This is a genomic window from Vibrio sp. 1F169, assembly GCF_041439605.1.
Taxonomy (GTDB): Bacteria; Pseudomonadota; Gammaproteobacteria; order Enterobacterales; family Vibrionaceae; genus Vibrio; species Vibrio tasmaniensis_A.
The window spans coordinates 92365-114668 of record NZ_JBGOOI010000002.1 but is presented as its reverse complement, the minus strand read 5'-3'; the positions used below and the strand labels follow the sequence as shown (position 1 = coordinate 114668).

At 41.2% G+C, this 22304-nt stretch carries 16 protein-coding genes, 2 tRNA genes and 2 pseudogenes; 9 read left to right on the top strand and 11 right to left on the bottom strand.

The window, feature by feature from the left end:
* The first annotated feature begins 1 nt into the window (after nt 1).
* Complete coding sequence (locus tag ACED53_RS01550; RefSeq protein ID WP_017099539.1) at nt 2-922, top strand: histone deacetylase; 921 nt, start codon at nt 2-4, stop codon at nt 920-922.
* A gap of 221 nt (nt 923-1143) precedes the next feature.
* Here the strand turns inward: ACED53_RS01550 and ACED53_RS01545 are convergent, their stop codons facing one another.
* The 4 genes from ACED53_RS01545 to ACED53_RS01530 form a co-directional block, all read right to left on the bottom strand.
* Nucleotides 1144-2487, bottom strand: coding sequence for a P-loop NTPase fold protein (locus ACED53_RS01545; RefSeq protein WP_017100278.1), 1344 nt, complete (start codon nt 2485-2487; stop codon nt 1144-1146).
* A 316-nt stretch (nt 2488-2803) separates the two neighbouring features.
* Complete coding sequence (locus ACED53_RS01540; protein ID WP_069591843.1) at nt 2804-3646, bottom strand: hypothetical protein; 843 nt, start codon at nt 3644-3646, stop codon at nt 2804-2806.
* A 57-nt stretch (nt 3647-3703) separates the two neighbouring features.
* Complete coding sequence (locus tag ACED53_RS01535) at nt 3704-5233, bottom strand: hypothetical protein (protein ID WP_017101774.1); 1530 nt, start codon at nt 5231-5233, stop codon at nt 3704-3706.
* Nucleotides 5234-5456: 223 nt separating this feature from the next.
* Nucleotides 5457-6560, bottom strand: a complete 1104-nt coding sequence (locus ACED53_RS01530; protein WP_017101772.1) for a site-specific integrase — start codon at nt 6558-6560, stop codon at nt 5457-5459.
* A gap of 1016 nt (nt 6561-7576) precedes the next feature.
* Between ACED53_RS01530 and ACED53_RS01525 the strand changes: the two genes are divergently transcribed.
* Nucleotides 7577-8983, top strand: coding sequence for an adenylate/guanylate cyclase domain-containing protein (locus ACED53_RS01525; RefSeq protein ID WP_017101770.1), 1407 nt, complete (start codon nt 7577-7579; stop codon nt 8981-8983).
* 54 nt (nt 8984-9037) lie between these two features.
* Here ACED53_RS01525 and ACED53_RS01520 read toward each other — a convergent pair whose 3' ends face one another.
* The 3 genes from ACED53_RS01520 to ACED53_RS01510 form a co-directional block, all read right to left on the bottom strand.
* Nucleotides 9038-9604: a hypothetical protein gene (locus ACED53_RS01520; RefSeq protein WP_017099609.1), complete on the bottom strand. Its 567-nt coding sequence runs from the start codon at nt 9602-9604 to the stop codon at nt 9038-9040.
* 421 nt (nt 9605-10025) lie between these two features.
* On the bottom strand, nt 10026-11312 hold the full coding sequence (locus ACED53_RS01515) for a site-specific integrase (RefSeq protein ID WP_017099608.1): 1287 nt from the start codon (nt 11310-11312) through the stop codon (nt 10026-10028).
* Nucleotides 11313-11400: 88 nt separating this feature from the next.
* Nucleotides 11401-11491, bottom strand: a tRNA-Ser gene (locus tag ACED53_RS01510).
* Between the two features lie 325 nt (nt 11492-11816).
* On the opposite strand from ACED53_RS01510, the gene ACED53_RS01505 reads away from it, so the two are divergent.
* From ACED53_RS01505 to ACED53_RS01495, 3 genes are all read left to right on the top strand, one after another.
* Entirely contained in the window at nt 11817-12260 is a 444-nt protein-coding gene (locus tag ACED53_RS01505) for an Rrf2 family transcriptional regulator (RefSeq protein ID WP_009848694.1), read from the top strand.
* A gap of 32 nt (nt 12261-12292) precedes the next feature.
* Nucleotides 12293-13477, top strand: coding sequence for an NnrS family protein (locus tag ACED53_RS01500; protein ID WP_017101393.1), 1185 nt, complete (start codon nt 12293-12295; stop codon nt 13475-13477).
* A 78-nt stretch (nt 13478-13555) separates the two neighbouring features.
* The gene (locus ACED53_RS01495) at nt 13556-13699 is read left to right on the top strand and encodes a hypothetical protein (protein ID WP_157044877.1); all 144 of its coding nucleotides are present in this window, start codon (nt 13556-13558) and stop codon (nt 13697-13699) included.
* Nucleotides 13700-14128: 429 nt separating this feature from the next.
* Here the strand turns inward: ACED53_RS01495 and ACED53_RS01490 are convergent.
* The 3 genes from ACED53_RS01490 to ACED53_RS01480 all read right to left on the bottom strand — a co-directional run bounded on the left by ACED53_RS01490 (nt 14129) and on the right by ACED53_RS01480 (nt 16409).
* A tRNA-Ser gene (locus ACED53_RS01490) sits at nt 14129-14219 on the bottom strand.
* Nucleotides 14220-14357: 138 nt separating this feature from the next.
* Nucleotides 14358-16154 carry a DUF3413 domain-containing protein gene (locus ACED53_RS01485; protein WP_017099477.1) on the bottom strand — a complete coding sequence of 599 codons (1797 nt, stop codon included), beginning with the start codon at nt 16152-16154 and terminating at the stop codon, nt 14358-14360.
* 27 nt (nt 16155-16181) lie between these two features.
* A complete protein-coding gene (locus ACED53_RS01480) occupies nt 16182-16409 on the bottom strand; it encodes a YejL family protein (protein WP_004734063.1) in 228 nt (75 codons plus the stop codon).
* Between the two features lie 84 nt (nt 16410-16493).
* Between ACED53_RS01480 and yejK the strand changes: the two genes are divergently transcribed.
* From yejK to ACED53_RS01460, 4 genes and pseudogenes are all read left to right on the top strand, one after another.
* Nucleotides 16494-17498 (top strand): nucleoid-associated protein YejK, encoded by a 1005-nt coding sequence (yejK, locus tag ACED53_RS01475; RefSeq protein ID WP_009848690.1) that lies wholly within the window; start codon nt 16494-16496, stop codon nt 17496-17498.
* Nucleotides 17499-17594: 96 nt separating this feature from the next.
* Nucleotides 17595-18381, top strand: a pseudogene (locus ACED53_RS01470) (Hpt domain-containing protein); the annotation flags it as partial.
* A 368-nt stretch (nt 18382-18749) separates the two neighbouring features.
* Nucleotides 18750-19121 (top strand): annotated as a pseudogene (locus tag ACED53_RS01465) (Hpt domain-containing protein); the annotation flags it as partial.
* Nucleotides 19122-19197: 76 nt separating this feature from the next.
* Entirely contained in the window at nt 19198-20376 is a 1179-nt protein-coding gene (locus ACED53_RS01460) for a hypothetical protein (RefSeq protein ID WP_017099475.1), read from the top strand.
* 96 nt (nt 20377-20472) lie between these two features.
* On the opposite strand, the gene nhaC is transcribed toward ACED53_RS01460, so the two are convergent.
* Nucleotides 20473-21909, bottom strand: a complete 1437-nt coding sequence (gene nhaC, locus ACED53_RS01455) for a Na+/H+ antiporter NhaC (RefSeq protein WP_012603519.1) — start codon at nt 21907-21909, stop codon at nt 20473-20475.
* Nucleotides 21910-22304 lie beyond the last annotated feature (395 nt).

Sequence of the window (22304 nt, the reverse complement as noted above, 5' to 3'; positions counted from 1 at the left end):
TATGACTCCTTTAATTTACCATCCAATTTATTCTCAGTTGCCTTTACCAGAAGGGCATCGTTATCCAATCAATAAATATCAACTGTTGCACAGTGCTGTGACGCACCACATGGATAGCGATCCAAAATGGGGTAATGCATTCGAAATGTTCCAGCCAATGCCTGTTTCGGTAGAACAAGTAAAGCAGGTACACGATGGTGAATATGTCGATTTGCTAGTTTCTGGAAATTTGCCAGCAGCAAAAATGAGACGTATCGGCTTTCCGTGGAGTGAACAGCTTATAGAAAGGACACTCTATTCAAGTGGTGGAACCTGCTTGGCCGCTGAAATGGCCATCGAGAGTGGTTTAGCGATTCATCTCAGCGGTGGCTATCATCATGCGCACCGAGATTTTGGCAGTGGCTTCTGTTTGTTGAATGATCTGGTCTTGGCGGCCAAGCACGCATTAACCTTTGAGCATATAGATAAAGTGCTGATCGTCGACAGTGATGTTCACCATGGCGATGGTACAGCGACACTTTGCCAAGAGAGCGATGAGATTATTACTTTGTCATTCCACTGCGACAAAAATTTTCCTGCGCGTAAACCGTTATCTGATTTAGATGTGCCATTAAGTCGTGAAACAGAAGATGAAGAGTTCTTACGTTGTTTTGAACAAGTCACCAAGTTGGCGATTGCGCATCACCAACCTGATCTCATTATTTATGACGCGGGGATCGACATCCATCAAGACGATGAACTGGGTTATTTGAATGTTTCGACAAAAGGGATATTTGAACGCGACTGTTTCATGATTGAATTAGCGAAATCAGAGTCTATTCCAATGGCGTGTGTAGTCGGTGGCGGATATCGAACTGAACATCAAGATCTGGTGCCGATTCACATGCAGTTATTGAAGGCCGCATTTACTGTCAGCAGTTGAGTGGTGAGCTTGTGTGATCTCCAGATACAAAAAAGCCGCTGATTTCTCAGCGGCTTTCTTTAATGTGGTGGAGGGATAGGGATTTGAACCCAACGCTCGCAACAAAAAATTAAACTTTTCCGTTTATTATCAATAACCTTTGAAGTGGTAGCTAAGCATTGGTTATCAATCTAGTACGTCAATTGACATTACGCTTTTTAATGAGGTAGTTCAAGCCAAAGTCATGATAAACTCAATAAATTAATCGCTTGTTTAGTTACATCTAAACAATTATGTGGTTTACCCACCCCACGGAAGTAGTCTTGGATAATACTTGCCCATTGACTTTCCGAGTAACCCTCATCTGCATCATAAATTGATGAGTTGTGCAGGCATTCGGTTCCTATCATTGCAAGTAAAACCTGATGATGTTCAGGGTAATGGGAGTCTTCTGGACGCAATTGTACGATTCCTCTTTCTCCTAATAACGCAGTTAAAACAGCGGCATCGGCTTTATGTCTTAGAATATGATCTGCAACATCGTTATGAAAAGTAAAAACCAAAACCCCAAAAAGTCTTAAGAGTCTGTAACTGAAATTTTTATTGGTGCTTAATGCTTCACGATTCGATAGTTGATGATAGATTTCAATATGTCGAACTAGAGTTTCAACTTCCCTTAGAGAGGTGTTGTTTGTTCGGATATACTGCCGCACCAAATTAAAGTCACTGTGTTGCCAAAGTTCTGTGTTATCTAACGTTTGGCTAGAACGGACTAATCGTTGGTAATGATTTACTGAAGCAAGAGTTAGTTCGGCATGTACTGAGGGTACTATCTCTGGAAGAGTAAACCTAAACTTCAAAAACTTATCTAAATATCGATTGGCATCCACTTCATCGCCATAGCTATTATTAATAGCAGCCCTTAGCTGCTGCGTGTTAGTAACTAAAACAAACTTTAGACTTGGGACGTTAAAAGTATGCTTAATTACCTCTAGCATACTTACTGCAAAGTCAGGGCGACATCGGTCAAGCTCGTCGATAAAGATAATAATCGGCTTGCTAGAACCTAATTCTTCAAGTGCCGTTTGAAGTGAGTTTAAATTTTGGTTGGATTGAACATGGTCTTTTATTAGTGCGTTTACCGAAGCATCAAGGGCTTTATCTGCTACTTTTTGAACTTCTTTGTCAAAATCATTCACAATGTCATTAGCCTCTTGGCGTAAAGCGTGGGCCACTAAAGCCTTACCAACAGCCTTAGCACCAAAACGAATAGCAGGCTTAGCCTTCTCAATAAAAGACTTCCGTTGTATTCCTTCAGGTATCAATTTAATAATTCCACTTAAGAGAGTAAGGAGTGGCTCATTTGCATGATCAGCTTGAAACGCATCGATATAAATTAAGTGACTAGTATCTCCAATTTTCATGAGTTGGATAAGCTTCTGGCAAAATTCAGTTTTTCCAGTTCCCCAGCCACCATCAATGACCATCGGTGAAATATCAATATCAGATTGAAGTAAAGTAATTACCTTTTCTGCTACTGGCCTACGTTGGAACTCGTCTCTTGTTTCAAATGTAATACTTGTCATAACACCATGCACCGCTCATTTGTTGTGAATAGAGTATTTTCACTTCAAAAAGTCAAATAATCAAAGTGTTTTGGTAAACGAGCAATTGATATTAAGTTTTTATTTACAATCACTTAAGACTACTTTAGTTGATATGTAATTTAAGTTGTCGCAAAACTAAAGTTCTTAGCTATTCTTAACCGATTTAAGAATTCTTAAAAAGCGGACGAAATTTTAAGAATGCCACCATTCTGGTGAAATGACACCGAGTGATTGACTACTCAGTGTGCAGCATGTCTGCTCTTTCCATTGGCGTTGCTATTTGTTCTACCAGACGCTAATTTTCCTGAGTCAGCAAAGCGACTTTGTTCTCTGAATCGCTAAGATTCTTCTCTAAAAGACGATGGTTAACTGCAAGTTCACTGTTGTTACTTCTGAGCCTATCCAATTGATTATCTCGCTTATTTAACAAGCCTTGTGTGGATTGTAGTTGAGTCGCCGTTTCAATAAGTCGTTCTTTCGCTTCTTCATGTTGTTCTGACAATGCAGAATGGTGTATTTTAAGTGTATTTAGCTCATTCGTTGCATAGTCCAACTTTACCAATACTTCCGCATGGGTCGTTTCCATTCTCGACAATTTAGCCGCCAGTTCGGATATTTTTTGCTTTGAATGAGTAAGCTCCGCTTCCAAAGCATCGCTTTTCTCTTCATAAAACTCATTGTGTTCGACTTGTTTTCGTAAACGTGCTTCTACGTCTTCCTCTGCTATCTCTTTAGCTTTTATTGCGGCATCAGATTTAATATCTAACTCTCTAACGCGAGCATCCATCAGCGCTTCATAATGATGCTGTGCCTTATTATTCAATCCGATAGCCATGTCCCGAAGTGATTTGCAAACGTCCTGCTCTTTTTTTGTCAGCATTTCTTGAATCTCAACAGGCAGTTCAAAATAAGCTCGTAAAGACCGCCAGTCTAAGCCGTCTTTGTCGTTGTTTGGCTCTGGTATTTCGGGAACTTTTCCGCTTTTAGTTAATCGGTCTAGGTCTGCCTGAATTGAAGAGATTTTTCCCCGACCGAGGATTTCTTTGATGTACCAGCCAGTTGGCTTCTTCCCTTTAACAGATAGTTGGGTCGCAATGTTTATGAGGTCGTCATCAGTATACGATTTCGGTCTTGCCATGTTATTTACCTATATTTTAGTTATTATTTAGGTTAGTTAGTTAACTGAGTAACTAACTTACTTATGACGGTGCTCTAAATCTGGGTTGTTATCGTTCTGGTTCGTTAACTGGTTACCAGGCTCTTGCAGCAAGGCAACTTCACCAGCGATTTTGTCTGATAGCTCAGGTGGCAGGTCTAACGTTGAGTTCAGTGCGGAGGCTAGATATTCACTTTGCTTTTTCAACACACCTTTGTCTTTTGCATTGATGGAAAGCAGGACTTTCCTAAATATATCAACGAGTTTGGGCACTAGAGCCTGCGTTAAGTTCTGTGTAAGTGTGCTCAGTCGTGAAGATTCCGCTTTCAGATCTGACACCTCTATTTGCATCATATCTCGCTCAACCTGTAATTGACCCAGCTTGACTTGTTCCTGAACGGTATCACCTATTAGGTTAGTCAGGTGTTTTTCGGTTTTTTCCTGCTCAATTAACAAATTAACGTGCTTCTTCTCGGTCAGCTCTATTTTGTCCTGAATTAGCTCTAACTGATGAGTATGATAGTTATAACTGCGTTCAGATTTCGGAAGGGTAGCCTCTCGGTTCATCTCTTTGCGTCGGTCAGATTGCCGTTCGGTTTCAGGAGCAAATATCACATTAAGCCCTTTAGCATGAAATAAGTGCTTATTCGCAAAATCCTTGACCATTTTTTGAAAAAAATGCCCGTAATCCTGCGATTCTTCACGAGTAAGTTTTCCGTTTTCGGGGAAGAAGTTTTTCACCGAGTACACTCGGTGGATATACTCGTTCACCACATAAATTTGTCTTTTGTGAAGATCATAATTGCCTGTTTCACTATTACGCCCTGAAAGGAAATAATGCGGGTGACAACCAGTATTTTGCTCAACACTCCGTTCGTCATCATGACCAATAATGGCTTCGATTGGATATTGTGGAAAATAATGAGTCAGGAACTTGCGCGTAAACTCAAGATACTCCTTCAGATTTACCGTATCAGAGCCCACTTCCCAACGGTGTGGAATCTTCAAGATACCCTCTTGCAAATAGACAGCATTAGTTGGCGCACGGCGTTGAACCTGATTATGGGCATTCAAATACGTTTCAAGCATTTTTATGCGCTGCTTTTTCCGTTGCATGTTGAGCTTTCTAAACCGTTCTATCTTTGAATACGAGACATGACCCTCGGTATCAAGCACTGTCTGAAGAAATTCAACGGCTTCGAGATTACCTTTTTGGGTTTCACTGGAAATCGCCTTTTTCATTTTTAGTCGATATTGGCGGTGCTGAGTTTGAAGTTTTTTCTGATTATAGATGCGCGGAACAGGGGCAATACGATACAGCAGCTCTGTACGAGTCTCTTCCGACCACGTATCTAATTGTGATAGCCTATCGTTACACCAGACAAGATTGTTAGCTGATAGCGCTTCATTCCATTCCAGCTTTTTAGTCGGTTTAGCCTTTGCTTGTGAATCGGATAAAGTAGTTCTCATTCTTAATGAATGCTTGAGCGATGCCTCACATTTAAGCCGACTCACCGACTGGGATGTGAAGTTAAACCTGCGATAAAAATAACGAATGTCTTTGTTCATTCTGGCCTCCCCAGAGGCCAGGTGCTTAGAGAGTCAAGAGAGGCTTCTCTTGCCCGCAGCTCACGTGCATCTTTTGCGTAGCAAAAGTGTGACGGGAGCGCAGCGGGTTGCTGTCGCGTTTCACTTTTCAAGTGAGCGACTTTGGCACGGCTAGTGCCAAATTTGGCAACGATATTGCCATGTGTGGCCCTGACAATGCCACACATGGCGGGGCGGAGAATACTCATAAAGTACCTCCGATAACACCTTGGATTAGCGCTTTAAGCTCTGGCCTATCTTGCAGAGCACTCACCAACGCTAATACATCTGATGGTACTTCAGAAGATACTTCAACGGGTATAACATCAGAATGTCCGAGTGCATCGGCAAGATGATTAGCTGCGACATTGGCAAAGTCAGGAGCATCTGAACGCATCCAGCGACCATAATGCTTATCTATCATATTTGTGCCAGTGTGCCCCATCTGACGTGCAATCCAGTCTTTACTAATTCCAGCAGTAAGATTTTGACTCGCATAAGTATGGCGTAACTGACCAACACCACGGTGCTGAACTTCAGCATTTTTCAGAAAAGGAGTGAAGAAGGTTTTGTTGAATTGCTTGGCATTCAGGAACGGTAGATTCGTTTTACTGTTATAAAAGACAAAACGCACTGTATCTTTTATCCATGTTTTACTGTCAGCTTGTAACACTGAGATGGTGTGTACCCGTTTTGACCCCGTCAGTTTTACCTGCTCTTTTAGAAGCGTTATCGCCAGTTCATTAAGTTCTACCGTCCGAACTGAACCCGCAGTTTTTGGTGTTTTATAATTATTCAACACCTTTGCTCGGCGAACATATAATTCTTTACGCTGCCAATTAACGTCATCCCAAGCTAGCGCCAGTAACTCACTGATACGAAGTCCTGTCAGTATATTTAAAAGCACTGCGCTTTTGCCGCTTAAACATTCTGCCAAAGTGTCATTCAGCTTCTTAATGTCAGACTTGCTAAGCGGGTTTGGTTCCTTGTTCGTGACGGTTAGGTTTTCAATTCCGTCCATAGGGTCACGCTCTATGACCCCATCACGCATTGCACGTTTGAACACCGCCCTGAGTATAATTAGGAATTCATTGATCGACTTGTTGCTGTATTTTCGGTGAAATGAAGTGATTAAGTCGTGAATGTCACTATGATTAACATCTTTTATCAAACGTTTCTTGAAGTACTTTTTGAGCTTTCCAGCTTTACTTCTGTCTACTCGAAGTGTTGAAGGAGCTACGGTATGTACACGGCTTTCAATAAATTTATCTATGACGACATTAACTAATGTCGAATTGCTGTTTTCCACGTTGATTGCACTTAGGCAGCTATCTGCTGCTCTCTATTTGAGAACAGCGTATAGGTAGAAAAAGCGAGTTTCAATATGAAAATACTAATATTTTTAATAGGTTAGTGTAAACAAATTGCCTTATCTTTTTTTATCAATAAGTTATTTCTTTGAAGTTTTTCAAAATAGTTGGCGGATAAAGCTATAGATAGGATTTGCATCCACCATCACTAATAAGAGCGGATCTAGGGGGGATATCCGAAAAACATTTAAAGAGATTCTGATTTTTGGATGCTTTCTAACATTTGAAGCCAACTATCAGCTTACAGATACGTGACCTATTTCATTTCCAAACTGATGGGTTAATCTGATACTTTTTCCAAACGGGTGAGTTATTCTGACGTTTTTCCCAAGGGAGTTAGAAATTCGGATGCACTTTGTGCTGTGTGTCGACGCAGGCTAAATCAATGCTATTGAGTTTTACACAAGGAAAGAGACAAAACCTGATAGCAGTGGTCGTGCTAACACTTCTCTGGACAGAAACGTGTTTCTGTTGTTGCTCTTTGTGGTTGGGTGGTATTAGTTTTAGTATGGATGACCTCCAACTATGTTGCCAAACCTGTTTGACAACTGCAAAGGAAGCAATTGACCAATTTTTTACTGTAACTATTCCAGAGGTCGCAGGCTCTTTAACGTCTAGAGTTAATGAAAAATTTCTGGTACTAAGCCTGTCTGCACCTTCAAGTTTAGTGAGTATATTATAAGTTAATGCAATCTCCGAGGCTAACTCTACTAGCGGGTGGCTTATCTTCACTGTTTAGCGTGTTTGCGTGATCGTTTCGTATTCTTTCACCAAGTAATATGATGTTGACACATGTGATTATCGCTAAAGTCAACATCACAACTATCATCCGACTATAGCATTAGAACTCGTTTGACTTACATCAATAAGCAATTAATTGTTATCTGTTCGCATGCATAAAAAGTGAGTTATAGTGTCGTGGAGAAGTACACATAATGATTAGTTGGAGGTATTCGTGTCAGCAAAAAGTTTAGAGGAAATTACGAAAGGTTATTTTTCGGATATCCGAGACGGGCTAGAAAGCAAACGTTCTAAAAGAATTATAGGTAATGAAAATTTCTCAGCAGAGTCATTTGACGAGTTATCTGAATCGGTTGATTTATATAAGAGCGCTAGTGTTTCGCGTCGTTTAAAAGCGGAATCGAGCGGGGAGCTTACGGCTCCAGAAGAGTACACCTATCAGGACGCTTTACGACCATGGTTTAATAAGGTTGGATTAAACCAAAGTAAGGTAGGCCCGCATCCAGATTTCGCTCACTTAAAGGATTCGGATGAAATAGAGTTTCATCATATTGTTACAATGTTTGTAGACATAAAAAGAAGCTCTAGACTGTCTTTGTTAATGTCTTTACAAGATGCATATGTGGTGAAAAACCGAATTCTTCAAGCATGCGTTGATGTGATTCGTGCATTAGATGGTTACCCACATCGTCTTATGGGAGATGCCGTTATGGCTTTTTTTGGTGGGAAAGGCAATTGTCCTGAAGATGCGATAGCTAATGCTCTAAACGCATCTTCAGCGTTAAAGCTAATTCTTACCGAAACGGTTTTCCCAGAACTAAACAAACTTATAGGCAAAGACGTTAACCTAGGAGTTCGTGTAGGGTTAGATTATGGCTCTCATAAAGAGGTTGTTTGGGCCAATTATGGTTATGGTGATGCATCGGAAGTTACTGCTCTAGGTATACCAGTAGATCTTGCTTCAAAAGCCCAATCTCAAGCGCGAACGAATACAGCTATGTTGGGGCAAGGCATTTTAGATTATGTTGACTTTCCTGATAGATATTCTGAAATTAAAACCGTAGGTAAAGATAAGTCTGAGGAACGATATATATTGCCTAATATGAGCGACGAAAATGGTACTCCAATAAATCGTCGATGTCGTTTATTAAAAATGGAAATGTATCAAGATTTGTTACCAGTTCCATTAAATTGGAAAACTCTTGGAAATAGTCGATTAACCTATCGAGATAATATTAAATTCAAATGCTACTACAGGAAGAGTGATTCAGATGGTTGGGAAGAATATAAATCAGTTTCTTCTTTTTTAGAAAAAGATATGCAATTAAAGTTTGAGTTGGAGGTGTTAAATCCAAATGCACTTTCATCGCTATATCCTCTTAATGCGAAGTTTACAAAGAACAACCATGGTAAAGAAGCGCTTCAAGAAAAAAATGGTCTTACAGATACCAAAGTCCGTCAGATAGATAAACCTACCGATATGTATCAAAGTTCAATTGTACTTGATTTTCCAGAAGGTACTGCATATCGGGGACTGCACACTATGGAGGTTTCATTATCACCAAAATCGAATTTAAATGTTGTTATATATAGCGATATAATTGGCATCTTCATTAAATAATTAAATAATTAAATAATTAAATAATTAAATGAGGGGGAATGTTCCCCTCATATTTCATTTACAGATTGATAAGAACTTAGTAAATTCATGATGCTCAATAAAATAAACCATAGTAGCCAAACCTACCAATGAAATTGATAGTGCCACCCACAACCAATGTAAACTTTTTTTGAAGTTTTTCATCTTGTTAAAGCATATTTCTGAACAAATCCAATGATTTTCAAGGAGGTCTTCATTTATATTCTTTACAAACATATCATCGTTTATATTTATGCTTTCATAATAGAGCTTAAACTGCTCTAAATTAGGGCAATTTGAAGCTATTGATGCAAAAGATATGATTGATTCTTTTTCTGATGGCTTCAGGTTTGGTGAAAATATACTTTTTATAGTATAAAAGAACACTATCCAAGGTAATAATACCAATCCTAGAATTGCAACAGTCAAAGTTGCTGATATTACAGCACTGTCATCAGTTATAATGCTATAAAACAACGTTGAATAAATACCTAAAAATGTAACAGCAGCAGCTAGGCAAAAAGATGCTTTTTGATCAGCGGCCAGAGTGTAGCTATCTGTTCTTCGTAATGACTCAAAGAGTATCTGTGTTTTGTCTACCATGTTAATATCCCTGAATGATTTAGCCGATGTATATATCAGGCGCCTGACATAAAAAATGTATGATGACGTTTTGATGACGATCATAACAGATTCATGTCTGTTGTTATATTCGAATGACACAGAAGCTAGAGCGTAGTTATCTTAGGCATCCTCTCATTAATCTTAACCCTCCTCAACAAATAGCCTTTTACATAATGTTTTTGGGTGTTGATTAATTTTTGTCCAGTTACGAACAGAGCCGTTCAACAGCCAGACATAACTATAAGTATCTTAAGCTCAGTAGCGCGACCCGTTGCTGAGTAATCGCGCTAAAACACAAAGGGGCAGAGGCTCGTTACAGCACACGATGATGCAGTTGAAAAGCAACTATGGAGGGTTTCTTCCTAGTTGTCAGCACGTTTGGAAGGTTGGTATGTTAGCTTTAGTCTTCTATTAACGCATAGCTGACCCTATTAATTACCTCTGCTAACTGACTAATCGGCAATCGTTTCCCATACCGTCCGTAAGTCATACTGTTATTCCCGTGGCCGACGAGTTGAGCTGTGACGTGTTCAGGAATGCCTGATTGCTTCAACTCATCAATAAAGGTATGTCTAAATCCGTATGCAGTAGGTCGCTGACGGGGCTTCATTCCTATAGCAGTTTGATACTTACCAATTTTGATACAGTAAGATTTAGACCAATCGTTAAACTGATTATCTGGTATATAACTAAAAAGTTGCTTGCTGCTAGTAGTTTTAACCCTCGCCACGAAATCGAGAAACCCCATTTTTATTAGTTTCTCGTGGACAGGTACTTCACGGATGCTATTAACATTTTTTACATGCTTACCGTCTTCGCTTTCTGTAATTGAGAAATAGTAAATACCTTTCTCTTGCTTTATATCAGAAGCTTGTAGTTGGCAAACTTCAGAAGGGCGCATACCTGAAAGAGGTAGAATTTTTGAAATCCACTGAAACTCTTCATCTTTTTCTTTGAACAGAGGTGAACCGAAAAACTTCTTCATATCTTTCAATAGCCAACGATCCCGCTGTTCATCTTGGCGCTTAGTGGCCTTCTTCTGGACTTTTACATCCTCAAAAGCATTGAACCCTGTATAGTTCATCAGCTTGCAGTATTTAAAGAACTGGAAACAGGCGGCAAGGTACTCTTTATCTGTTTTAGGGCTTCGACCTTTTTTCAGTAATTCATCACGGTACTGCAAAGCATGAGCCGTCGTGACATCAGCAACTCTGTTTACTAGTGAAAACTGAATGAAATGCGTGATGCGTGATTCTAATTGATGAATTGTAAGCGGTCGGATTGATTGGAGCTTTTTAGAGTCGATAAACTTTACCAGTGCACATTTCAAGGAAATAAGTGATGTGGCTTGTTGTGTTAAGGACACTGATTGCGTCTGCATGGAAGTATTGCGTACTGGTATGGGTTTGGTTGTAAAAGTACTGTCGTTTTCGTCAAAGTTGCATCTAAGCTCATTGATGAGCTTATTTGCAGCAATATTGAAGTCTGTTAAGTGAGTCTGAGCTGTAATGCTGTCAATAAGCTGTTTGAGCTCTATCGCAACACTTAGATTGCGTAATGAGGCAACTCGACGATTTTTGGTTAGTAGTGAAATTTTTAGGTCGAAAGGAAACCCACGATCACGACAGTTCTTGGGTAGGCAAATACGGGTGTAGTAGTTATGGCTGGCAGTTTTGAATAGGTACATTGTCTCAGTCAATCCTTACGGTTTAACTTAGTACCCTTCAGATATGAAAAAAGCCGTTGATAATCAACGGCTTTTTTCATTTTAAAAGTGGTGGAGGGATAGGGATTTGAACCCTAGAACCGCTATTAACGGTTGCCGGTTTTCAAGACCGGTGCTTTCGACCACTCAGCCATCCCTCCAGTGCCGCGAATAATATAGTGGTGTGATTCGCTTGTAAATACCCTTATTAACTGACTGCTTTTTTTATGAACAAGTTTGTGTGTTTTTATATTGTCAGAGTGAAAATATATCGAAAAATGTTTCTGATCGCTTCGACTTAGAGGATTAGATCTCGTTTGAGAAAGGAAGATGGAGATAGGATCTCATACAACAGATGTGAGAAACGTCATTAAGATCGCAGCCTTAGCTTCTTGGTGCTTAGCCACTACTCCTCATTAGGTTAACTTGCCTTTATTACTCATAAGATTCATAATAAATACATCTTATAGAGTGAAATATCCCAACATGCATATCACACGTTACACTGATTATTCCCTACGCGTTCTGATCTATTTAGCGATCAACAACCAATCTCTTAGCACCATCGGCGACATTGCTAACAGTTATGGTATTTCTAAAAACCACTTAATGAAGATCGTTCAGCAACTCAACCTCAAAGGGCACCTGATCGCTACAAGAGGAAAAAATGGTGGTTTGAAACTCAGTTGCCATCCAAGTCAGATCAACATAGGTACGTTAGTTCGAGAGTTAGAAGACAAACGTAACTTGGTTGAATGTTTTGGCGAAGATAATAGCTGTGTTATTACACCAAATTGCCAATTGAAAACAATCTTTGCTGAAGCTCAAGAGTGTTTTTACAAATGCTTAGACGCTTATAGCTTGCAAGATCTCCTCGGCGAAGGGCACAGCTACAAACTAGGGCAACTTTTGGCGGTTGACGTTATTTAAGTAAGTTTTGTTTACTCACTAGGTTTACGATGATGAAAGATTTAAATCAACCCCCTAACAATGGCGTTTCAATGACGGCATTTTTTGAGCTCGCGTTTCGACCGTTTTTTTTGTTTGCATCACTTTTTAGCGTTGCAGCTCTAGTTGGTTGGGCCGCGTTTTGGAATGGTAGCGCAACTCTGAATGTTTATGGCGGAGCAATGTGGTGGCATATTCATGAAATGTTATTTGGCTTTGCAGCTACTGTCGTGGTTGGCTTTTTACTGACGGCCGTACAAAACTGGACGGGTGTCCGTAGTATTAACGGACGCGGGTTAATGATACTTCTGGTTATCTGGCTGTGTGCGAGAATAGCCATGTTCCTACCTAATGCCTTTAGCCCTTGGTTGGTGGCTGGGCTCGATTTACTGTTTTTGCCTGTCGCTGTCATTTATCTTGCTCACAATATTGTCAGTGTGAAACTTTGGCGAAATCTATTGTTCGTTCCCATTTTGCTGCTAATGACTTTTGCCAATGCGGCGATGCACTATGGTGTTCTATTTCAGCAGCCAATCTTAATTTCACAAGCTAGCACAAGCATGGTGCTGTTGGTGACTCTAGTCATGTGCATTATGGGTGGACGAGTCTTTCCTATGTTTACCGCGAATGGCACACAGACACCACGAACCCCTGCATTACCATGGCTTGAAAAGCTGAGCATCGTGAGCACGATTTTCGCCGTTGTGTTGAGCTTTCAGATACTTCCAGTTCCACAAGATATCGTTGCTAGCGTGTTTATTGTCAGTGGCCTGGCAAATGCGGTTAGGGCGGTAAGGTGGAAAATATGGGGCGCTTTTAAGACTCCTCTTGTGTGGTCTTTACACTTAAGCTACTGGGCCATTTCGTTAGGATTGGTCTTGTATGGCGTTTCGATCATTTCGTCATTGGTCACACAATCACAAGCGATTCATGCCTTAACCGTGGGTGGAATGGGGGTGATGATCTTATCAATGATCTCACGCGTCTCTCTAGGACATACAGGTCGAGCTATTGCGATTGGTAAAATAATGACTGCGGCGTTAATTGCCATTGTTTTTGCCTTTATTGTTCGAGTATTTGGTGGATACTTTACCAATAATATTGTCTCTATCATCACCTTATCGAGTGCTCTGTGGGTTGTCGCGTACAGTTGTTTCGTTGTGTTGTACTTACCAATTTTAATAAAACCAAGGGCTTAAATACCTCAAGACACCAAGCAGCCAATTTGGCTAATATTAAAGTTGCATTTAAAATGCACCTTTAATATTATGACCTTAATGAGTTACTTAAATACAATCAAAGAGAGCATAATTATGAGCTGTTGTGGCGGATGTGGTGGTTCAAACCACGAAGAAAAAGCAAATGAAGCTGAACAAAAAAAACAAGCAGAGCAGCAAGATACTAAGCAAGAAAACGCTTAATTAGATCTGCACTCAAGCCAAGTTTAAAAATCCAGAGACTTCGATGAAGCCTCTGGATTTTTTTATCGTTATGTATTCACAATGAGAACCTGAAGAAACCTAGGGCACTATTCCAATAAACATCCCCCAATTCTTCAAGTTACTTGGTCATGCATTGGTGGCGTAGGTCTACATGTTTATTGGCAGGGATGTTTTGTTGCAACAGTGACGTCGAATTTCGATAGGTTATAAAGGTAAAGAGTCAGTTACCTATGCTATATGTTTAAATACAACAGAGCGGTAATAGGCTTGAAGTTGCCGTGATAAACAGGTTTAAGTCAGATTCCGATAGTTAAGGACTTTGACTGGTTGACTAACTGACTCTTAGATTCGATTAACTTTACGCTAGATGCAAAAAAGCCGCTGATTTCTCAGCGGCTTTCTTAAATGTGGTGGAGGGATAGGGATTTGAACCCTAGAACCGCTATTAACGGTTGCCGGTTTTCAAGACCGGTGCTTTCGACCACTCAGCCATCCCTCCAGTGGCGTGAATAATATAAGGGGCAGAGGGTCTTGTAAACCCTTAATTTTCATAATTTTGTTTTGTTGCTTGTTTTCTAATCATTCACGGCAATAAAAAAGGGAAGCCATTGGCTTCCCTTTTCTTTTTGATGATCATTTAGTCATTTTTGGTATAGAACCGCTGTAACTCAGTAAGGCCTTGCATCAACACTGGCAAGCGAGGGCTTACATCTTTCAGACGTTTGTAATTCTGATCGTACAATTTGTAGTTACCAAACTTATCTAACACCGTTGTTTGTTGGTCAGTAACAAGAGCAAGTTCACGTGAGTCTCCTGCAAGAATCCATTTTCTTCTACGCTCATCAAACAGGCTACGTCCACTACTAAAATCTGTAGGGTTCGAAGATACACCTAATAGCTCTTGCATTAGCGTGACTGACACATCTAGGTGACTAGAACGGTGAGTATATTCAGATGCTGACTTACCTGGCCATTTGATGAAAAGAGGCACTTGTAGTTGGTAACGACTGTAATTGGAGTTTGCACCCCAACTGTTGGTTTTCGTCTCGTTAAATTCAGTACCATGGTTAGAGGTAATGATAACCACTGTGTTGTCTTGAAGATCTAGGCGCTCCAACTCTGCGTAGATTTTCGCTAACTGAACATCAGCCGCTTGAGTCGATTTTTGGTAGTCTGCAGTAAAACGTTCAGCGGTAGTCAACGTTACATCTGTTTCGTAACTAGAGAAGTTATCGAGCGTTGTTAGTTCAATAAAGTTAAACCAAGGGCTTTTTGCTTGTGGTGATTGAACCCATTCAGACCAAGCTTGTATTGCGCTTTGGTCATCATCTGTTGCTTGCTCTGGGAGCGCATCACGGCCTCGGAAGATGACTTCCGGGTAAAGGGCGTCGTCAAAGTCATCACCGCTAAAAGCGGCAAGTGTATAATTGTGATGATCTAGCACATCGAGCAGTACTGCGCTCGAACTTTGTGCTTTGATGCTGCTTGCGTAGCTGCTAGGAAGGCCATAGAACAATCCGAAAATACCAAACATGTCGTTACTTGAACTGTAGTGATTGGTGAAGTTGATCGATTGTTGTGCATAGGCATAGCTGCTTGGCATTGCAGTGCTATTGAGTGCATCAGCGCGAAGATTATTCACACTCACAAGCAGAATATTAAGATCAGCACTGCGGCGGTTGTATTGAATTTTTTCTAGTGGGTAGCTAACTAAGTTTACGTTCTCTTGGTTCGCTTCTAAACGCTGTAAATACTCTTCACGGTCTAATAGACCATGCTTTTCCATAAAGCTTTTTGCTGTCATAGGATAAGACAGTGGGAAATTCGCTTTCTGGCTTGTAATTGGGTTGTAGAAATACGCATCAGCCCACATGTAGGTCAAGTGGCTGCTGATGAAACACAAGAAGAAGACGGCAGTAATAGGACGGCCAATGTGTTTATGAGACAGTTTACGTTGCTTACGCCAAACCCACTCAGACAGACCTAGCTGCAATAAGAAGATTAGTGGCATTACAATGAAGAGGTGCTGCAAATCAGAAGTGAGTGCAGACTCCTCTCCACTGAATAAAACCTCCCACACGACAGGTGTCAGGTGGAGGTTTATATTTTGATACGTTTGAGTATCAATCAGTAGGACAGTTAAACCTATGGTTGCGAAGATAACGGCAACCAAACGTAATAACTTCCTCGACGGAAGAATAAAAGTGAGTGGGAACAGCACTAATAGATAGAGCGCGAACACCAAAAATCCAAAATGACCAACCCATGATGCAGCCAAATAGAATTGACCCAATAGGGTTTCCGGCCAAGCAGATTGAGTAATATAACGAGTACCAATCAACATCGCAGCAATGATGTTGAAAAATGCAAACCAGTGGCCCCAACCTACCAGTCGAGATACACGATCGCTATATGAGTTTGCGCTGTCTACCATTTATAATTCTTTTTCCGTCAATCAAACTTAGTGAGACTTTTTATCTTCAAGAGAAGAAATTAAAGCTTCGGCAAATTTTTCAGCAATTCCTTTGCGTTGTGAAGCAGCAACGTTCTGATTTAAGACATTGGTTGCGATATTTCCAGCGATCATCAATGAAAGCTCAGGTGAAGCTTTGTGCTTAGTCAGTACAGCACCTACTTCAGCTAGGATTTTTTCAACTTGATCATCTGTGTATTTAGATATAATCGGCATAAGGACTCTAATAATGATAGTAAAAGCGGCTTATGATAACCTACTATGCACAACAACTGAAACCTGAACGGTAATATTTTCACTATGAGCCTTCACCTTTCCAACGTAATTTTACACCAGCTAAGCAAGAACGATCAGGAAGAGCTGATTGTTAACTATCGTGCTGAATCTCTAGAAAACGATACTGCATCTGAAAACCTAGTCGCGGAACTTCACCGAGTTTTTAATTCAAAAGCAGGTAAAGGATTTGGTTCTTTCAAATCCGACAGCGAATTCCAGCAGTCGTTGCATGAATTTCGAGCTGGAGAACAAAGTTTTTATGATTTCTCTCAAAAAAGTGCGCTACGTCTAAAAGATGAGCTTTCAAAGTATCCTTTTGCTGATGAAGGCACTTTGGTACTGGCTGAATATCAATCACTGGCGACAGACTACCTTTTCATCGGACTACTGCCTTCTAACCAAAGTTTGAAAGTGACCGAAGGGCTAGATATTAGTGCGACGGATTACCTGGATATCTCGAAGATGGATATTGTTGCGCGCCTTGATCTTTCAACATACGACACAGACAAAGAGTCAAACCGTTACCTTACTTATATTAAAGGGCGCGTTGGTCGTAAAGTCGCTGACTTCTTCTTAGACTTCCTTCAAGCAGAAGTAGGCTTGGATGCTAAGCAGCAAAACCAAGTATTGATGCAAGCGGTAGAAGACTTTGTTTCTGACTCTAAGTTAGAGAAAGAGGAAGCGATCAGCTATAAAAAACAAGTTGCGGATTACTGTAACGAACAGCTTAAAGCGGGTGATGAAGTTCAAGTTCGTGAACTTTCTGGAGAATTGCCAGCAAGCACAGATGGTACAAGCTTCTTTGACTATACTAGTGAGCAAGGCTACGAGTTAGAAGACAGCTTCCCAGCAGACCGCGCAACTATGCGTAAACTAACAAAATTTGTTGGTGCTGGTGGCGGTTTGAATGTTAGTTTTGATAGTCTGCTTTTAGGTGAGCGTATCTTCTACGATCCAGAGACAGACACGCTAACCATTAAAGGGACGCCACCGAACTTACGTGATCAACTGACTCGCAATAAGTCATAGTCCGAAGTTATTAGGTAGCAAGCGACAGCAGGTTGTTGTCGCTTGTTTATGTTTAGCAACATAATGGTTTAGAGTTCGCATGAACAAGGAATATCGATGGAACAATCAGTAGCAAAGCCCAATCGCTTTAAAAGACCCGCAACTTTTTTGGTTGCACTCTTGGCTCTGTGGCTACTTCCTTCACTGGCTCTCCTTAATCTAAGCCGTTCTTACTCTCACTCGCTCGCTCAAATTGAAGAACTCGGTATTCGCGTTAATGAATTGAGGCAATCGCTTTATTTCTCTGAGCCGCTGCGAGTCTCTCGCATTAATGATTTAGCACTCGATGCTCAATTGGTTTATTCGATCCGACTGCAGATAGAATCTGATTTCCAACACGCCTTGTTTCGTCCTGATGTGAACCAACTGCTTTACGTTGCCGATCAATTTTTAGAAAAATTTGATGAATTCATTCCGATAGAAAGTCAGGTGCAAGATATCGTCGATAACATCAAAGTGTTACGCACAGATACTGAGCTTTCCCCTAAGTTAAAGCCGCTACTCAACGAATTTGGTGTCGTCGTTTTTGAAGCGATGTATTCCGATAACCAAAGTTCATCAGCAACTTATCGCGCCTTTGATTCTATACTTGAAAAATCTTATTCATTAAAATCCGAAGAGCAAGATGCACTCCAACAATTACTGGCTGATGCTTCAGCATTGCTGAGTGATTACGCTCAGCTCAATTATTTAGTCGATAAAATTAAGAAGAATTCAGTAAACGAACAGATCATTAAACTTGAAGCTGAGTTCCATGATCGTCAATACAACCTATTATTGATCATGCTAGGTTTAAGCTTAGTGGCAATGATTGCGTTACTGTTGTGGAGCGTTAGGTCCCAAAAATCGAAGAAAGAAGTAGACCAAGCACTCAAACAGGAACCAGTCATCGATTCAAGTCAGGACGATGCTCTCTCTACTTCCAACAAAGATACGTCTTCTCGTAATGATACTGCTGCTCGCAATAATATTGTTTCTCACAGCGATATTGCTTCTTCCGCGGTGACGCCGCCAAGTAATCCCCCATCAGTATTAGATATTACGCCAGCGAGTCAACATTCTGATACCCAACCTCAGCAGAGTGTTTGTGCGACAAGCCCGCAAGCTATTTCACAAGAACCGATTTTGCAAGAACCTATTCCACAAGTTCCGGTTCAGCAAAACTCTATTCAGCAACCCCCAACTCAGCGAACACCAGAACAAGTGCAAGAGCCAGAGAAGCACATTGCCAGTGTGACGGATTCAAAGCCAGCGATTGATATTGAAGAGATGCTAGAGACTCTTGATGGCGATACCGAGTCTGTTGAATTGTTGCTAGGGGTCTTTGTCGAAGATCACGCAGATGACTATACCAGATTCAAATCTCTGCTCACCAAGGATGAAACCTCTGCTGCTCGCATTGTGCACAGCTTAAAAGGTGTGGCTGGCAGCATCAAAGCGTCTCGGTTAGCGATCATTGCAGCGACTATTGAAATGACAATGAAGCAGTCCAGAGCCATCAGTGAGCACGATTTAGCCGAACTAGAGCTAGCGATAAAAGCCTCTGTAGATTCTGCTCATGACTATTTAAATACCCAACGTTAACTTTTACAGGTTTTTTGACAATACTCTGACGAAGCGCTCATACAATCCGCGCCCTTAGTCTTTGTCAGAGGTTTATATGTCACGAGTTTCGAGTCGAAATTGGATCGTGTTAGTGCTTAGCATTGTGCTAAGTGGTTGTTCTCTTTTGGAAGTTAAGCTAGATAGTCAAACGACGCCTCTTACTCAGCAAGAGTTACAGGCTCGGATCATGACGCGTGAATACGCCAAGATGTTTTTTACACGAGTAGAAGACTCGGCCGATCTCATTGCGCAATCTTACCCTGCTGATGACACCTTACATCAATCTTATGTGTTGCTTTGGAAGATCCATGCTGAGCAGGGCTTACAACAAGCAGCGTACCAAACCTCCCCAATGTCAGCATTAATTGACTCATGGGTTTTCACAGCCCAAATGAATCAGTTTTATAGCCAAGGCGATGGTGCGGATCTGTTCGTGACGGATAATGCGGTAGAGACGGCTCGTTCTCTTGACCAAGAAGCTGAGAAGCTAGCAAAGGGTGTATTGAGCTCAAGTGATTTCAAAAAGAGCAAAGCATTCGTCGCAGAGTTCGCCGCGAGCAATCCTTTTAAAGATCTTACCTTCAGAAGCACACCCGCTTACCGTGAATGGCTAAGTTACCTTGGTAAAGACGAATCTCAAATCGTTCAAAGCCTAGGTACCATGCCGGAGGCGATGGGCGATGCATCAGACCGCTTAAGCCTAATGGCTGACCAAACACCGAAATTGATGACGTGGAAAGCTGAGTTGGTGGCGATGAATAGCTCGCTAACGGGTGAAGACCTATCGATGACGCTAGAAAGCCTTCGTCAAACATCAGCAAGCATGCAGGACTTCATTGAGAATAACCCTGAGTACATGCAAACATTGGCTTCTATTATGTCGACAGAAATGCAGCCTCTGCTCAACGACCTCAGTGATAAGACAGATCAAAAATTGGCGATGCTCACTGAAGAACGTGTAGCGTTAGAAAAAATGGTGACACGAGAGAGAGAAGCTCTGGTCGCAATGATTGCGAAAGAGCGTATTGAAATTGCAGGCATTGTGACTTCTGAAAGGGAACTGTTTACACAAGATCTTGATCGCGTCTCTCAAGAGATGGTGGTACTCGCGATTGATAAACTGATGGACTTAATCAAAGGTGTGATTATCTACTTCATCCTGTTTATCTTGGTGGTGTTCTTTGCACCGTTAGGCATCGGTTTTTGGTTGGGTAAACGAACCGCTAACAAATAAATTCAGTAATTAAGTAGATCAAAAAAGAGCGCTCTAGAGCGCTCTTTTGGCATTTATATCATCAACATTTTTGTGCTTACGCACTAAAGCCTTAGCTTAAGCTTGTTGCTTGCTCAGTTCAGTGGCTTCTTCAGTTTCAAGCGCTGGTGCTGTTGGTTCACATTTATCAACGAACCAACCCATGTAAGACGTTACGATAGTCACGAGGATACAGATGAAGCTCAACCACATGAACGGAGCGTAAGAGAGCGTTGCGACACCAAGAATACTCGCCATGTAGATGCCGTTGTCACTCCAAGGAACCATGCCTGAAGTTAACGTGCCACCGAACTCAGCGTTACGAGATAGATTTTTACGTTGGTAACCTAATCGGTCGTAGTTTTTCGCACAGATTTTTGGCGTTAGGATTAACGATACGTACATTGCAGAACCAAATACGTTACCCATGAAGGCCGTACCGATCGTGCTTGTTGCTAGAGAGCCTGCGCTATTTACTCGGCGCTCGAACACCTTAGCAATCGTCTCTAATACGCCCACTTTATCCAGTAAGCCACCAAAACCTAAACCAAACACAATTACCGCTACCGAACCAAGCATTGAAGACATGCCGCCACGGTTAAGAATCGAGTCAATAAACTCTACGCCAGAGGAGATAGAGAACGGTGCCCAAGCAGTATTGAATGCCGTTAGGAAATCGATATCTTGGATCATGACTGCCCAGATAATACCTAGCAGAGAACCGAAGCTGATTACCGGGAATGAAGGCATGCGGAAAGCCAACAGACCAAGCACGATCAGTACTGGGACAAATGAGTAAGGCGTGATGTAGAACTGAACTTCCATTGCTTTAATGACAGAATCTACTTGGCTCATGTCAACGTTACCTGCGTAGTGAAAACCAAACGCAGTAAACATGATGCCAGTAATCACGTAGCTGATTAACGCAACTGGCAGCATGCCCTTGATGTGCTCAACCACTTCAACACCAGACATTGAAGAAGCCAGAATCACTGAATCAGAAAGTGGAGACATCTTGTCGCCGAAGTAACAACCTGACAGCACTGCACCTGCAGTAATCGGTGCTGGAACACCTAGGCCTTGGCCAATACCCATCATCGCGATACCTGCTGTACCCGCAGCGCCCCAAGAAGTACCAGTTGCCAATGCGGTTAGAGAACAGATAATCATGGTCGCTAAAAGGAAGATAGAAGGGTGGATAGCTTTCAGACCATAGTAAATGATAGTAGGTACGATCCCGCCTGAGATCCAAGTACCAACAAGAGCGCCAACGGCTAAAAGTATTAAAACCGCGCCTAAGCCATTGGATATTCCTTTGAGTGCCGCTTTTTCTAAGTCTTTGTATTCGTGGCCAAGGCGAATACCGAGAACCATGATAATGAACCAGCCAATATACAAGGCAAGTTGAATTGGAAGGTCAAGCTTTGCAGTAAAGGAAAAAGCAAGGGATAGAAATAGTCCTAACGCGATGAATACCTGCAATAGGTTCGGTAGGCGAGTTTTACTCTGCTTCATAAAAGCCTCTTGTGATTTCGAGCATTTATAGTGCTTCGTTATGGTGTGTGGTGCAAAACGGACACTACAGTAATTAGTTTATTATATCGAAAAAATACGTCCAAGTTGTGATATTTGACTGCTAACACAGTTAATCATGGTTTCATTATCTGAAATATTGTTAAATTCATGGTTCTTACATGTTGAAACTTGTCGCACGTTGTTTTCGTTTTGTGAAGTATTATTCTGGATAGTATTGATTAAAAAGAGGGATTTACTGTTTGTGACGCGAGTGGGATTAAGCTGCTTTGGCGATGCAAATGTTTGAATTTGAGGATAATGGGCGTTTTATCAATGAGGTGGATATTAAATGTCGATACAGGGATAACTGCACGATTCATTGCGTTCACTTAAAA

Coding starts and splice junctions, on each gene's coding strand:
- nhaC (WP_012603519.1), bottom strand. CDS start 21,909: ATGAAGCAGAGTAAAACTCGCCTACCGAACCTATTGCAGGTATTCATC.
- ACED53_RS01545 (WP_017100278.1), bottom strand. CDS start 2,487: ATGACAAGTATTACATTTGAAACAAGAGACGAGTTCCAACGTAGGCCA.
- ACED53_RS01520 (WP_017099609.1), bottom strand. CDS start 9,604: ATGGTAGACAAAACACAGATACTCTTTGAGTCATTACGAAGAACAGAT.
- ACED53_RS01505 (WP_009848694.1), top strand. CDS start 11,817: ATGCATATCACACGTTACACTGATTATTCCCTACGCGTTCTGATCTAT.
- ACED53_RS01485 (WP_017099477.1), bottom strand. CDS start 16,154: ATGGTAGACAGCGCAAACTCATATAGCGATCGTGTATCTCGACTGGTA.
- ACED53_RS01535 (WP_017101774.1), bottom strand. CDS start 5,233: ATGAACAAAGACATTCGTTATTTTTATCGCAGGTTTAACTTCACATCC.
- ACED53_RS01480 (WP_004734063.1), bottom strand. CDS start 16,409: ATGCCGATTATATCTAAATACACAGATGATCAAGTTGAAAAAATCCTA.
- ACED53_RS01550 (WP_017099539.1), top strand. CDS start 2: ATGACTCCTTTAATTTACCATCCAATTTATTCTCAGTTGCCTTTACCA.
- ACED53_RS01515 (WP_017099608.1), bottom strand. CDS start 11,312: ATGTACCTATTCAAAACTGCCAGCCATAACTACTACACCCGTATTTGC.
- ACED53_RS01500 (WP_017101393.1), top strand. CDS start 12,293: ATGAAAGATTTAAATCAACCCCCTAACAATGGCGTTTCAATGACGGCA.
- ACED53_RS01495 (WP_157044877.1), top strand. CDS start 13,556: ATGAGTTACTTAAATACAATCAAAGAGAGCATAATTATGAGCTGTTGT.
- ACED53_RS01540 (WP_069591843.1), bottom strand. CDS start 3,646: ATGGCAAGACCGAAATCGTATACTGATGACGACCTCATAAACATTGCG.
- yejK (WP_009848690.1), top strand. CDS start 16,494: ATGAGCCTTCACCTTTCCAACGTAATTTTACACCAGCTAAGCAAGAAC.
- ACED53_RS01460 (WP_017099475.1), top strand. CDS start 19,198: ATGTCACGAGTTTCGAGTCGAAATTGGATCGTGTTAGTGCTTAGCATT.